Raw genomic sequence first — 14002 nt, forward strand, 5'->3', positions numbered from 1 at the left:
TAAAAGAGGGTGAAATGAATAATCTAAAACTAGTCGTTTTCACCCTTCTTTTAGTATTTTTTATTACGCTGATCCAGTTTAAAAAAGGGCAAATATTTGCTCTTTTCGACCAAGGTCAGGGTAACTTTACCACCCAAATACAGGGCCGAAATTTCCCCAAAACATTAATAGATACCACGGGTATTAAATTTATTTTAAAAAAACCACCCGTGCGCATTATTTCAGCCACTTTAGCGACCGATCATATTCTCTCGGGTTTAATCAACCCGCAACGTTTGGTTGCAGTGAGCAGTTATGTTGATACTCCCAGTATGTCTAATATTGTTGGTTTTTTTGATAAAAGCATTTACCGTACGCAGGGGGAGATTGAATCTATGCTCGCGCTACAACCTGATTTAGTGTTTGTCGCTTCCTACAGCAATCCTGAAACCGTGCGTTACCTGCTGCGCAGCGGCATTGCCATTGTGCGTCTCAGCGAATTTAATTCTTTTGCCGATATTTTTAATAATATTCGCATTATCGCCAATGTCACCGATACCAAAGCCGCCGGTGAGGCCATGATTGTCGCTCTTCAAAAACGCATCGCATTTATTAAAATGCAGGTGAAGAATAAAAAACCACCACGCGTATTATATTACGACCTCAACGGTTACAGCGTCGGCGGAAACTCTTTAATGGATGAAGCGATTCAACTCTCCGGTGGTTTTAATGTTGCTAAGGGTATTATTGCCGACGGTGAAAATAAAATCAGTGAAGAGCTGGCTATTTCATTACAACCCGATGTGATTGTAATGAACCAATGGGTTTTTAACCAGACAGATGACCAGACCTCACCACGCACTATTTTAAAAAATAAAAGAGCTTGGAAAGATGTACCCGCAGTGAAAAATAATCATATTTATGCCGTCCCCGGCACTTGGCTCAGAAGTGTTTCCCAACACCGTATTAAAGGCGTTGAGGCGATCGCGCAACTGCTGCATTCAGAAATACAAAGTTATTCAGAGAAAAACTATGTTCACTAATTTAACCAGCATACGCTTAGTGCTAATACTGTTAATGCTGCTGGTTGTTGTTCTGACCATATCCGGGGTGTTACAGGGCCCTGCTGATATTTCATTACGCCATATTGGCGCTATTTTCAAACAGGCACTGTTTGCTGGATCAGACAGTGATATTCCTAACTGGCAGCACAGTATTATTGTCGATATTCGTTTACCGCGCGTTATTATTGCCCTGTTTGCCGGTGCAAGTTTAGCGTTATGCGGACTGGTGATGCAGGGCATGTTCCGTAATCCTCTGGCGTCCCCTTCCGTATTAGGTGTTTCATCGGGAGCCTCGTTAGGGGCCGTAATAGCGATTTATCTGGGTTTTTCCCTTATTTCCGCCTGGGCTATTCCACTGTTTGCTTTTATCGGCGCGGGTATTTCCTTAAGCATTGTTTACCGCGTAGCCTCCAGCAGAGGGCAAACCAATGTCGCTACCCTGCTGCTTTCAGGCGTCGCCATTAGCGCACTTAATGTGGCTGCCACCTCTTTGTTATTGGCTTTATCCCTGAGTAATTGGGATGTCGCACGGATGATTATTTATTGGACCATGGGCGGACTTGATGGTCGCACCTGGGATCATGTTTTTATTATTCTGCCGATTGTCCTGAGCGGATTTGTATTACTGCTATTTTATAGCAAACAATTAGATCTGTTATTGTTAGGTGAGCAGCATGCTCTCTCGGTAGGCGTTGATGTGCGCAAAACGCGGCGCAATCTTTTAATTATCAGCAGCGCGATGGTCGGAGCATCGGTTTCGGTGGTCGGTGGAATAGGCTTTATCGGCTTGGTTGTGCCGCATATTTTACGTTTATTATTAGGCCCCGAGCACCGTTACCTGTTGCCCGCCTGTTTATTTGGCGGGGCAATTACTCTGCTTGGCGCAGATCTGTTTTTAAACAGCTTTTTTAGTGAGCAAGCTATTCCATTGGGCGTGGTGACGGCGGCATTAGGTGCGCCTTTCTTTCTGTTTCTTTTAATTAAACAGCGTTTTGTTTTAAGTTAGTGGAGCTTTATTTATGTCGCCTTTAAGTTGTACCAAGCTCGCTTTTTCCTATGATAAAAAGCCGTTATTAACGGATATTAATTTAGACTTTAAAACCGGGCAATTTATCGGTTTAATCGGCGCCAATGGCTCGGGTAAAAGTACCCTGCTACAGCTGCTGTTAGGCTTGATAAAACAACAATCGGGGGCAGTGACCCTTAATGGGCTCGACATTCATGTGCAAAAGCGGCGCGCTATCGCCAAACAGTTAGCCTTTGTGCCGCAGTCGATTGAGCTGCCCTATGCTTTTAGCGTACAGGCTCTGGTCGCGATGGGACGAACCCCCTACCTCGGCCCCTTTGAGTTAGAAACAGCCGAAGATACCCGGCTTATTCAAGAGGCGATGCTGAAAACCGATATAATCCACCTTAAAACGCGCTTGGTAACCACCTTATCCGGTGGCGAAAAGCAGCGGGTTATTATCGCCCGCGCACTGGCTCAGCAAGCACCCACTATTTTACTCGATGAGCCGATCGCAAGCTTAGATATATGTCACCAGATAGAAACCCTGCAGTTAATACAATCATTAACCCAATCGGGAAAGTTAGCCATCACCGCACTTCATGACCTTAATCTTGCGGCAAGCTATTGTGATCGTTTAATATTGCTCGGGGAGACTGAGTTCAATAATGGCTCAGGAAAGGCTAATTCAGGGCGAACTATTATTGCAGATGGCACGCCTGAACAGGTACTTAATCATAAAAATCTAGCCACATACTTTTCCATTAATGCTGATATAATCAAAACCAATGATAAAATCAGTTTGGCAAATATCAGCCCGGTTAAAAAACATCTGGGCAACGATTAATCGTCTTTTATGTAACGCATTAGCATTAATAATAGAAATAGGAATAAATAAAGTATGGCAATAGACAGCACAACCATTATCGCGGCCATTTTTTCTGTTGTGCAGCAACTCGATCAAGCGATGCCATTATGGTTTCAACAGGGTGGTCTGATAATGTGGTTGTTACTATTAACTTCTTTTTTAACCACTGTTGTCACTCTGGAGCGTTGTTTTGTTTGGCTCCATTATTACTTTAAGAAAGAACACTTGCCGCTGCTCGATTGTTTTGCCTATTTAAATAAAAAAGAAAAAACCAAAGCACTGCTCGCATGCCAACGTTTAGATACACCGGCTTTAAATATGTTGGCATTTGGTATCAATGCCCTGCCATTTTCGCCCAATAACAAAATGGAATCCTACGCAGAACGGAAAATCCACAATATGTCCCGCGGGCAAACTTTACTCGATACCGTGATAACCCTTGCCCCGATGCTGGGCATTTTAGGCACAGTATTGGGTATTATTCACTCTTTTAATATTCTCGGTGTACAGGGCGTCGATAATCCCACCGAGGTTGTTGCAGGTATCGCGCAGGCTTTAGTGTCAACTGCGATGGGTTTATCGGTTGCGCTATTGGCCTTATTACCCTTTAATCTATTTCGCTCGCTACTGCAAAAACTGACGCTGCATTTGGAAGGTGTGGGCAGTGAGTTTTATCATATTTGTCATCAAAAGAGCCTTATCACCAATGAGCTAAGTGAGATTATGAAAACTCAAGAACGAAGAAGTCGTACAGCCAAGGATAACGAGCAGGAGTTTAAGTACGCAGTGCAGAAAGACAGTGAAATGCCTTATCATTACGAGTTTAAAGAGGGGACAGATGAAGTGAAAGTTAATCTTCATGATGAGATGAGGGAGCTGCATAAAACCTCGCAGGAATCACTGGTCGAGATGTATACCAGCGCAATTAATGAAGAGAAGGAATATTTCGGCGTTGATGAGATTGAATTACAAAAGCGTCAAGACACTGACCGGCAGGTACAAAAAGAATCTTTCCGGAAAAATACTCGATGAAATTAAGCAAGAAAGGTTTGCAACAACCGGCCCGATTTGAGTTACTACCTTTGCTTGATGTTATTTTTTTATTACTGATTTTTTTTGTTTTTGTCATGCTTAAAATGACCATGCAAAGCAGTATTAATATTGAATTACCGCAGTTAGTTGATAACAGCCAACAAACGGAGGAGCTATTAATTATTAGTATAAACAACAAAAATCAGATTTTTATTAATGATAAAATAACCACAGAAGCGCTAATGTTGGCGCAAGTTATGACCTTGCAAAAAGAGAAAAAAGAGCAGAAATCACCCATATTGATACGTGGTGACAAAAAATCCGATTTAGGTGTCGCTTTATCAATTTTGGATAAACTACGCTTGTCCGGATTCCAACAGGTTGCTTTTGCAACCGAAAAAGACCAGTGAGAGTGATGGTGGCGCATGAAAACGACTAGCTTTTATTTCCCCTTTTTTATTATCAGCCTTGTTTTATATGGTTTTATTTTTCTTTCTATTGATCAACCCAAGCGCATCACAACACCGCCACTCAATTCCGGAAAGCAATCAATTCAAGTCCAGTTTATTTCCCAACCTGACAAACTGGAGGAGCAATCCACCCGCCAGGAAACAGTCGTTGCGTCGCGGCCAGAAGTAGAAAAAGTTGCACAAGCGCTAGAAACTCAGCCAAAAAAGACAGCAAAAAGCTTAATGCTGTCTGAATCAGACGTTAAGTTAAGAAAGCAGACCTTAATGAAAAGTATTGCACAGCCCGGCACCGATAATGTGGCGAATTTAAAAGCAGCCGTTTTTCACCAGAAACCGGCAATGGACAAAATAATTACCAAGGAAAAAGAGCAACCGAGTAAAATCGAAAAAAGCCCCGAAGTCACCCTCTTACCGCCAACAAGCAGCAGCGCGACAAAGAAGGCGGTTGTAAAAAAATCCCCTCCGGAAAACAGCCCATCTCCCATTAGCAGCACAGAAAATCAAGGCGTATTGCAGGAAGCTATTGTTGTTTCCGGTCGCAAACCCGTCTACCCGCAACGCGCTATTTTGCGTAACCAGCAAGGCCGGGTAGTAGTAAAATTAATAGTCACCAAAAAAGGTCGGCCCAAAAACCCTAAGATACTGACTTCTAGCGGATTTTCCCTTTTGGATGATGCTGTACTGGCATTTATTAACCAAGAATTATTTATGCCCGCGCTGCAGGGCGAGGATAAAGTGATTTCAGAACAACTTTTTGCTTTCCGGTTTGAACTTAATGAGTGATCCACTGAATGGCTGAATACAACGCACACCTTAAGCGCTAAAAACCTGAATGAAGAGCGGGCTAAACTTGCCTATTTTCGATTCGGCATAAGCATTAATTAAAATGCCCAGCAAACTACTTGAAGAGAGAATATTGACTGTCGATGGGATAGACAGGATTATAACTGTTTAATAAAAAACCGCTTAATGGTAACTTAAGCGGTTTTTTTATTGACGATATAAATTAAATTATCGGTTATTGTAAATTATCAGGTCCGACTCGGACTATTAACTTACCGAAGTTTTCACCCTGCAGCAGCCCGATAAAGGCAGATGGCGCATTCTCTAAACCATCGACAATCTGCTCTTTATATTTAATTTTTCCGACACTTACCCATTCACTCATCGCTTCACTGAATTCATTATAACGATCACCATAATCGTCAAAAACAATAAAACCCTGCGCTTTAATACGCTTCACTAACAAAGTACCCATCAGCATAGAAAGTCTATCGGGACCATCAGGAAGCTCGGTGGCGTTATATTGCGAGATCAAACCACAGACTGGAATCCGTGCTTTCGTATTTAATAATGGGAAAACGGCATCAAAAACCTTACCGCCGACATTTTCAAAGTAGACATCAATACCATGATCGCAGGCCTCGCTTAATTGCTCCGCTAAATTTTCCGATTTATGATCCAGACAAAAATCAAAACCCAGCTGCTCAACCGCGTACTGGCACTTTTCTGCACCGCCCGCAATCCCGACCACTTTACAGCCTTTTAATTTAGCGATTTGTCCTACTAAGCTACCGACTGCGCCGGTCGCTGCGGCAACCACCACGGTTTCACCGGCCTGCGGCTGACCAATATCCAGTAAGCCCATATAAGCCGTTAAACCGGGCATGCCTAAAACACCCAGCGCATAGGATCGATGGGTCAAACTGGCATCAATTTTAAGCAGCCCCTGACCGTCAGAGACCGCATAATCTTGCCATCCGGCAAATGCGACAACCCAACCCCCTACTGCAAAATCGGCATTAAGTGACTGTTCAATACGGCATACTGTCCCACCGACCATAGGATCCCCAACCGCCACAGGTGGCGCATAGGATTTGGCATCGCTCATACGACCACGCATATAAGGATCTAAAGAAAGATAGACGCTGCGTAATAACACCTCGCCCTGTTTAATGGCAGGGATAGCTGTTTCAACCAGATTAAAATCACCGCGGACGGGTGCGCCAACCGGACGTGACCCTAATAAGAATTGGCGGTTGACTAGTTTAGTTTGACTCATAAAGGATTCCTATCGGTGCTGGGGTATCTTTCCACTTTAATAGGGAGAGTTTTCAGCCATAACAGCGCTGAAAACTCTCCCCGAATAAAGTATCAAGAAATAGAAAATGATTATTAACTTGCTTGTTCTAATATTTGGCGACTGATTTCAAGGTTAATGTCTTTCGTTTCACCTAAAGCCACCATGCCATGACCTTCCAGATTAGCCATTAGAATATCAATATCTGCAGCGCCTAATTCGATATCTGACAAATGAACAGGCATAGCCATCTGCTTGAAAAAATCTTCCGTTAGTGCGATAGCTTGATCAATTTTCTGCTCTTCACTGCCCTGGGTGATATGCCAAACACGCTCTGCATATTGCAGCAGTTTTTCATGTTTTGCTGTCCGGCGCACTTTCATTACCGCAGGTAAAACAATCGACAGAGTACGGGCATGGTCAATCTCGTAAGCGCCCGTCAGCTCATGGCCTATCATATGGGTAGCCCAATCCTGCGGTACACCGGCACCAATCAGACCATTTAATGCCATAGTGGCAGACCACATAATATTAGCGCGGACGTCAAGATTATCTTTAGTTTCTGGTTGCAGCGCTTTAGGCCCCTCTTCAATCAAGGTTTGTAATAGACCTTCCGCAAAACGGTCTTGTACTTTTCCATTAACATTATAGGTAAGATACTGCTCCATCGTATGGATAAACGCATCCACCACACCGTTACTGATTTGTCGATCCGATAACGACAAGGTGACTGCGGGATCTAACACGGCAAATTGCGGGCGCACAGCAGGGCTCATAAAGGGTAGTTTATTACCATCGCGTGTTACCACGGCGTTAGCATTCGTTTCTGAACCGGTTGCCGGTAAGGTCAGCACAACACCGATCGGCAAGGCACTTTCTATCGGCTGTTGTTTAGCCAGAATATCCCAGGGATCATCGCCCGTAAACAGCGCCGCTGCCGCAATAAATTTACAACCGTCAGCCACGGAACCGCCACCAACAGCCATTATATAATCTATATCATGCTTCTTAATCACGGCCTGTGCTTTCATTAAAGTATCGTACTTTGGATTAGGCTCAATGCCTGAAAATTCAAACCAAGTATGATCTTTTAACGCATTGACCACTTGATCATAAACGCCATTATTTTTTATGGAACCACCACCATAAACAACTAAAACCTTGGCATCCTTTGGGATCTCGGTAGAGAGTTTATCGATTTGACCTTCACCAAAATGAATACGTGTCTGATTTTGAAAACTGAAATTTAACATATTACTTCCTACTGTTTATTGGCAATGTGAGCAACTTAGTTTAGTTGCTCACATTGAAATTTCTCTAATTTAATCGGCTATTATTTAAGCTACTTTTGTGTCGTCAGGTGCTTCATTAATTTTTCTGCAACCAAGGCTGAACTGGCCGGGTTTTGTCCCGAAATAATCAGTCCGTCCTGTACCGCAAAGGCTGACCAATCGGCACCTTTTTGATATTCTGCGCCGCGTTTAACGAGTTCATCTTCTAATAAAAAAGGCACAATATCAGTTAACTGTACGGCTTCTTCTTCGCTATTGGTAAAACCTGAAACGACTTTACCTTTAACTGCAAACTCGCCGTCAGGGCTTTTAACATTAAGCAACGCAGCAGTCGCATGACAGACGGCAGCAACAGGTTTGTTAGCGGTTAAAAATGATTCAATCAAGCTAATTGAATCAGCATTTTCCGTCAAGTCCCATAATGGGCCGTGACCACCAGGGTAGAAAACAGTGTCATAATCCGCTGCATTAATATCTGCTAACACTTTAGTGTTCTTTAATTGCAGCTGCGCGTCGCTGTCTTTGGCAAAACGGCGAGTTGAGTCACTTTGAAAATCTTCGGTATCACTGTTTGGATCGATAGGTGGCTGTCCACCAGCTGGTGAAGCCAGAGTAATTTCGACCCCTGCATCTTTAAAAATATAATAAGGTGCGGCAAACTCTTCTATCCAAAACCCAGTTTTATTGCCCGTATTGCCCAGTTCAGAGTGTGAAGTTAATACCATTAATATTTTCTTAGCATTCATATTTTTAATCCTTTTATGTAATCTTAAATAGATTGTGTGTGATTAATTGACCTGAACAGTGTATGCCCGTGTAGTAATTTTAACAATGCAGACATAATTGACATCATTGTTTCAATTATTGATACAATACCCTTCTTTATTAGCACTGAAGAGAAATGATGGACATTTCATTTGAGCAACTCAAAAGTATGATTGTTTTTGCCCGAGTAGTAGAGCAAGGCAGTTTAAGTGCCGCGGCCAAACATATCGGTTTATCGCGTGCTGTGGTGAGTTACCACATTAAAAAGCTTGAAACCCATTTAGCTATTAAGCTGCTTAATCGCTCCACGCGATCTATTACCTTAACGGAAGCGGGTTCACAATATTACCAACGCTGCAGGGTGATTGCCGAGCAGGCATCGGCCGCCCAGCAGCAGATTGAAAATTTAAAAAATGAACCAGAAGGCTTGTTAAAAATAACCTGTCCGGTCAATTTGGGTCTGCAGATCATCGTTCCGGCATTAAATGCTTTTCGAACGCTTTACCCTAAAATCGATCTGGATTTGAAACTCACCGATGAAGTCGTGAATGTTATTAAGGAGGGGATCGATCTTGCTGTTCGCGGTGCCCCCTTACCGGATTCGGGTTTGCAGGCCAGTAAACTTTTCAGTCTAAGCACCTGTTTATGTGGCGCACCCGCGTATTTTAAAAAGCACGGTTATCCGACCACCCCTGCTCATTTAACTGCCCATGAGTGGGTTATCTACAAACTCACCTCCAGTACGATCGAGTTAAGCAAAGGTAATCGCTCATTTAGTATCAAAGTCAAAGGGGGGATCAGTACTAATAATGCCGCCGCACGCACCGCTTTTGTTGAAGGCGGGCATGGGTTAGGCCGTATTCCAATCTATGATGCCTGGCCAAAAATACAGGCAGGCACTCTGGAATCAGTGCTTGGTGAATACCAACTTAATGATATTGATCTTTATGGTGTATTTCCATCCGGTGGCGCGGAATCTAAAAAATTGCGCTTATTAATTGATTATTTAAAAACTTTTTTCGGGCAGTACAAGGATCTGGCTCAGGGTCTTAAATTGTAAAACTCGGCTTACTAGAAAATACGCGGCTGCTGACCGGCATTAACGCGCGATCTTCGTTATGCTGGACAATAAATTAGAGTATTACTCTTTTCCATTCACAAAGAAGACTGCGGCCTTGTTAATATTTCACACTACAATTTAAGTTATTTTTTTTAATAGACAATCAGCATTAAATAGCCAGTTCTATAGTACCTTTAAAGGTCTTTTCTATAAAATCACGAATCGCTTGAGACTGATAAATTTCTACAAACTTTTTGTAACTGGCATTGTTTTTGTCTTCGGCTCTTACGGTAATCACCATTAAGGCTAACGGTGCATCTTGCGGCTCAAGAAAAATGCCTTCTTTTTGAGGATTTAAGCCGGCTGACATGACGTAATTCATAGTGATTGCTGCTGCATCCACATCGTCTAAACTTCTTGGTAATTGCGCCGCTTCAAGTTCAACAAATTCGAGATGCTTTGGATTCTCAACTATATCCTTAATGCTCGCTTCATAACCGACATTGGGTTTTAGTGTAATTAGTTTTGAATCAGCTAAAAGAAGGAGACCTCTTCCTCCGTTAGTCGGGTCGTTAGGAATTGCAATGAGAGCATTATCAGGAAGATCCGTAAGGGAATGATATTTAGCCGAGTAGAGCCCCATGCGCATAAGAATAGATTTTCCGATAGGAACCAGATGCGTATCATTATTACTATTGTAGCTATCTAAAAAAGGTTGATGCTGAAAACTATTAATATCTAAACTACCGCCAGCTAATGCTGAATTGGGGGTGATATAATCTGAAAATTCGATGACTTCAACTGTTAGCCCTTGTTTTGCCGCTTCCTTAGCGACAGCTTCAACCACTTGAGCATGAGGGCCTACCGTCGCACCGACCTTTAATATTGCACTGTTTTCTTGACTACAAGCCGTTAAGCCAATGAAAAGAAAGATAACGAATACCCATTGATTTACTCTTTTATATTGCTTCATAACATTCTCCATACCAACTGCAAAATGGACGTTTAGACGTCTAAATGCCCATCATATCATTACTTAAATAAGACGCACCTGTTTTTCTAATGTTGTTTAACCGGCAGGATATTTAAGTTTTGCAGATGGAAAAGTTAAATTTAATCAATATACTCCGATGACTAAAGCGCTAGTGTCTTCGGACTTAAGTTTGTTACAAAAAATGCACCACGCATCAAAATGAATGTTCGTATTTATGATCAAGTGTGCGTGGTGATTTTTGTAACAAACTTAAAAGCACTACCACAGAGAACACAGAGTAAAGGCTAAAATAGTTGTAGGGTGCATTCTATGCACCGCAAGCATTGGCAATTGGTGCGCGGAGCGCACCCCACAGAGGGCAGCGCCACACAGAGTAAAGACGCCGATATAAGTCCGCGTAAATAATCTAATTGTCCAACCCTTTTCTATTGAACGGGATGATGAAATTAGATCATGAATATATAATGCAAACTTAGGTCCGATAGCACTAGTCGCGAAAAATAACTTAATCCAGTGGCAATTCAGTCTTTTTGACCACTTCTCTTAATACAAAACTTGAATGTACACCGGTAACACCTTCGAGCTTAGTTAATTGCCCGAGTAAAAACTGTTCATAATGCTGCATATCGCGTACGACTACTTTTAACAAAAAATCAGCAGACTGCCCGGTTACAATTAAACACTCCAGTACTTCGGGTAGCGTGACAATCGCACGTTCAAAGTTATCAAAACGATCCGGTGTATGGCGATCCATTGAGATACCAATCATAGCAATCAAGTTTAAACCCAGTACCGAGGGTTTTAATAAAGTGACATGTTTATCGATGATTCCCGATTCCTCCAGACGTTTCACACGACGTGAACAGGGCGTTGGTGATAAGCCAACCCGATCAGCTAATTCCAGATTACTAATGCGAGCATTTCCCTGCATCAGTCTGAGAATATGCTTGTCAATACGGTCTAACTTAATACGTTCCTGCATAAAATTTCACCTACGTAGAGTTTTTATCTAACAATAGCATATTAACTAGTGATTTATTGCACAATAAGTTAAAAATAAGAGTTACTTTGCAACCACTCACTACACTATTCACTCTATAGTTAGTACATGAACAGCGAGCAAAGTTTCTTACCGGAAACGGGCGGTTATAACCTTACCAAGGTGCACCAACTCGCTCTAAAATTATACCAATTCCACTAATTAAGTGATCTGTTTAGGCGCAGGAAAAACGCATGAAAGCAAGGCATTGATTGCAGTAACTAGTTGTTCTAATTATACAAAATCGTCTGGAACAGATTTTGAACAGCTTTAGCTGGCCACGAAGTGGGGAATAACAGGATGTTATGAATCAAATCAATCACGCAGCTAGCATGTGTTTTAACCAGCATAAATGAACATAAAATTAATGGATTTGGTATTAACACATGGATAGCGAGCGAAGTTTCTTACCGGAAACGGGCGGTTAACACCTTACCAAGGTGCACCAACTCGCAAATTCATCTCTTTACTGCCAATGATTACAAGGAAATGACTCGTGTCGAATATCAACGCTAGCTTTAACCATAAAAAATATCGCGCCTATCCATCCATTCCAAAAACCGATAGACGCTGGCCAGATCAAAGTATCAAAACAGCACCTCTGTGGTGTAGTGTTGATTTACGCGATGGCAATCAAGCTCTGATTGAACCGATGAGCCCAAGCCAGAAGCTTGATATGTTTAAACTGTTAGTTGATGTCGGCTTTAAAGAAATTGAAGTTGGTTTTCCCGCAGCATCGGCACCTGATTTTGATTTTGTCCGGCAGTTAATTGAACAGAATTTAATTCCTGACGACGTCACGATCCAAGTATTAACGCAGGCACGCGAGCCTTTAATAGCACGCAGTTTTGCCGCTTTAAAAGGCGCAAAAAAAGCCATAGTGCACTTATATAACTCAACCTCAACGGTGCAGCGAGAACAGGTATTTAAAAAATCTCGCGATGAAATTAAAACCCTTGCCATACAAGGTGCGCGATGGATGCAGGATTTTGCGGCCGCTCAATCCGAGACCAAGTGGTCGTTTCAATACTCGCCCGAGAGCTTTACCGGCACCGAAAGGGATTATGCCTTAGAGGTCTGTGATGCAGTCATTAATGTTTGGCAGCCAACACTCGAAAACAAGGTAATTATTAATTTACCCTCGACGGTTGAGACATCAACGCCTAACGTCTACGCAGATCAAATTGAATGGATCTGCGACAATATCAGCCACCGTGAATCAGTTTCCATCAGTTTACATACTCACAATGATCGCGGCTGCGGTGTCGCTGCCGCTGAGCTCGGTGTACTGGCCGGTGCTGATCGTATCGAAGGAACATTACTTGGCAACGGTGAACGCACGGGTAATATGGATATAGTGACGATGGCGATGAATATATATAGTCAGGGCATTGATCCGCAACTCGATTTTTCTGATATGGACCGTATTATTGCAACCATTGAGCGCTGCACACAATTAGCCGTACACCCTCGTCATCCCTACGCCGGTGAATTAGTTTTTGCCGCATTTTCTGGCAGCCATCAGGATGCGATTAACAAATGTATGGCGATTGATGCAATGCAGCGAATAGAGAAACCAGAAACACAATGGCAAGTGGCTTATCTGCCGATTGATCCGCGCGATTTAGGGCGAACTTATCAGCAGGTTATTCGCATCAATAGCCAGTCAGGAAAAGGTGGAGTCGCCTATATACTGGAGCAGGACTACGGTATACAAATGCCGCGCTGGATGCAGGTTGACTTTAGTCCGCATGTACAACAGCATGCCGAACGCTCAGAAAGTGAAGTTTCAGCGACGATCATTCACGATATTTTTTCCAGTACTTATTTAGCCGCACAGAAAACCGCCAGTATCGACAACTACCAGCTTAACCGTCAAAGTAACGCAGACAGTTTAGAGGCGCAGATACTCGATACTAATAACGGTGCAGTGACTATTAATGGTCAGGGTAAAGGGGTTCTAGATGCTTTTGTCAAAGGGCTAAGTGCGTCAATCGGAAGTGATATTGTATTAATCGATTATAGCGAGCATGCCCTGCCAAGCAGAAAAGGGGCTGAAAATGCACAGGCCGAAGCGATCGCCTATGTGCAACTTAGCGTTCAAGGCGCGCGTTACTGTGCAGCGGCCAAGTGCCACGATATAGTCACCGCCTCTTTGCAGGCGGTACTTAATGCCGTTACCCGCAGCGGCGCTATCTGCCAGCGCAGCAATGCACAATTAGCCGCAGTCTAGCCGTCACTCTTTAATGGCTTAAAACCCGCTAAAAAAATAAATGATTCACTCTGTAACAGGGTGAATCATTTATTTAAAATTCAAATATGCTCATTATCAGCAACCTATCAATCAAGATAA

Annotated in this window: 13 protein-coding genes; 8 read left to right on the forward strand and 5 right to left on the reverse strand. The window is 42.8% G+C overall.

All coding sequences use genetic code 11. The features are described 5' to 3' along the window. Nucleotides 1-14: 14 nt before the first annotated feature. From CXF72_RS02230 to CXF72_RS02255, 6 genes are read left to right on the forward strand one after another with little or no spacing between them, the layout of a single operon-like run. Nucleotides 15-1022, forward strand: a complete 1008-nt coding sequence (locus CXF72_RS02230; protein ID WP_101036570.1) for an ABC transporter substrate-binding protein — start codon at nucleotides 15-17, stop codon at nucleotides 1020-1022. Further along, a complete protein-coding gene (locus tag CXF72_RS02235) occupies nucleotides 1012-2049 on the forward strand; it encodes a FecCD family ABC transporter permease (protein ID WP_101036572.1) in 1038 nt (345 codons plus the stop codon). Before CXF72_RS02230 ends, CXF72_RS02235 begins: the two co-directional genes overlap by 11 nt. A gap of 13 nt (nucleotides 2050-2062) precedes the next feature. Then, nucleotides 2063-2896 (forward strand): ABC transporter ATP-binding protein, encoded by an 834-nt coding sequence (locus CXF72_RS02240; RefSeq protein ID WP_101036574.1) that lies wholly within the window; start codon nucleotides 2063-2065, stop codon nucleotides 2894-2896. A gap of 54 nt (nucleotides 2897-2950) precedes the next feature. Next, on the forward strand, nucleotides 2951-3949 hold the full coding sequence (locus tag CXF72_RS02245; protein ID WP_101036576.1) for a MotA/TolQ/ExbB proton channel family protein: 999 nt from the start codon (nucleotides 2951-2953) through the stop codon (nucleotides 3947-3949). After that, on the forward strand, nucleotides 3946-4359 hold the full coding sequence (locus tag CXF72_RS02250; protein WP_101036579.1) for an ExbD/TolR family protein: 414 nt from the start codon (nucleotides 3946-3948) through the stop codon (nucleotides 4357-4359). The genes CXF72_RS02245 and CXF72_RS02250 overlap by 4 nt, the downstream gene beginning before the upstream one ends. A gap of 15 nt (nucleotides 4360-4374) precedes the next feature. Then, on the forward strand, nucleotides 4375-5202 hold the full coding sequence (locus CXF72_RS02255; RefSeq protein WP_101036581.1) for an energy transducer TonB: 828 nt from the start codon (nucleotides 4375-4377) through the stop codon (nucleotides 5200-5202). Between the two features lie 235 nt (nucleotides 5203-5437). Here CXF72_RS02255 and CXF72_RS02260 read toward each other — a convergent pair whose 3' ends face one another. The 3 genes from CXF72_RS02260 to CXF72_RS02270 all read right to left on the reverse strand — a co-directional run bounded on the left by CXF72_RS02260 (nucleotide 5438) and on the right by CXF72_RS02270 (nucleotide 8537). After that, the gene (locus tag CXF72_RS02260) at nucleotides 5438-6481 is read right to left on the reverse strand and encodes an NADP-dependent oxidoreductase (protein ID WP_101036584.1); all 1044 of its coding nucleotides are present in this window, start codon (nucleotides 6479-6481) and stop codon (nucleotides 5438-5440) included. A gap of 113 nt (nucleotides 6482-6594) precedes the next feature. Continuing rightward, nucleotides 6595-7752, reverse strand: a complete 1158-nt coding sequence (locus tag CXF72_RS02265; protein WP_101036586.1) for an iron-containing alcohol dehydrogenase — start codon at nucleotides 7750-7752, stop codon at nucleotides 6595-6597. Between the two features lie 89 nt (nucleotides 7753-7841). Continuing rightward, entirely contained in the window at nucleotides 7842-8537 is a 696-nt protein-coding gene (locus tag CXF72_RS02270; protein WP_101036588.1) for a type 1 glutamine amidotransferase domain-containing protein, read from the reverse strand. Between the two features lie 158 nt (nucleotides 8538-8695). On the opposite strand from CXF72_RS02270, the gene CXF72_RS02275 reads away from it, so the two are divergent. Next, nucleotides 8696-9616: a LysR family transcriptional regulator gene (locus CXF72_RS02275; protein ID WP_101036590.1), complete on the forward strand. Its 921-nt coding sequence runs from the start codon at nucleotides 8696-8698 to the stop codon at nucleotides 9614-9616. Between the two features lie 169 nt (nucleotides 9617-9785). Here the strand turns inward: CXF72_RS02275 and CXF72_RS02280 are convergent, their stop codons facing one another. Both CXF72_RS02280 and CXF72_RS02285 read right to left on the reverse strand, forming a co-directional pair. Further along, nucleotides 9786-10589, reverse strand: a complete 804-nt coding sequence (locus CXF72_RS02280) for a MetQ/NlpA family ABC transporter substrate-binding protein (protein ID WP_101036593.1) — start codon at nucleotides 10587-10589, stop codon at nucleotides 9786-9788. A gap of 526 nt (nucleotides 10590-11115) precedes the next feature. Then, complete coding sequence (locus CXF72_RS02285) at nucleotides 11116-11592, reverse strand: Lrp/AsnC family transcriptional regulator (RefSeq protein WP_101036595.1); 477 nt, start codon at nucleotides 11590-11592, stop codon at nucleotides 11116-11118. 553 nt (nucleotides 11593-12145) lie between these two features. Here CXF72_RS02285 and leuA point away from each other — a divergent pair. After that, entirely contained in the window at nucleotides 12146-13882 is a 1737-nt protein-coding gene (gene leuA, locus CXF72_RS02290; RefSeq protein ID WP_101036597.1) for a 2-isopropylmalate synthase, read from the forward strand. The last annotated feature ends 120 nt before the right edge of the window (nucleotides 13883-14002 follow it).

This window comes from Psychromonas sp. MB-3u-54, assembly GCF_002836415.1.
Taxonomy (GTDB): Bacteria; Pseudomonadota; Gammaproteobacteria; order Enterobacterales; family Psychromonadaceae; genus Psychromonas.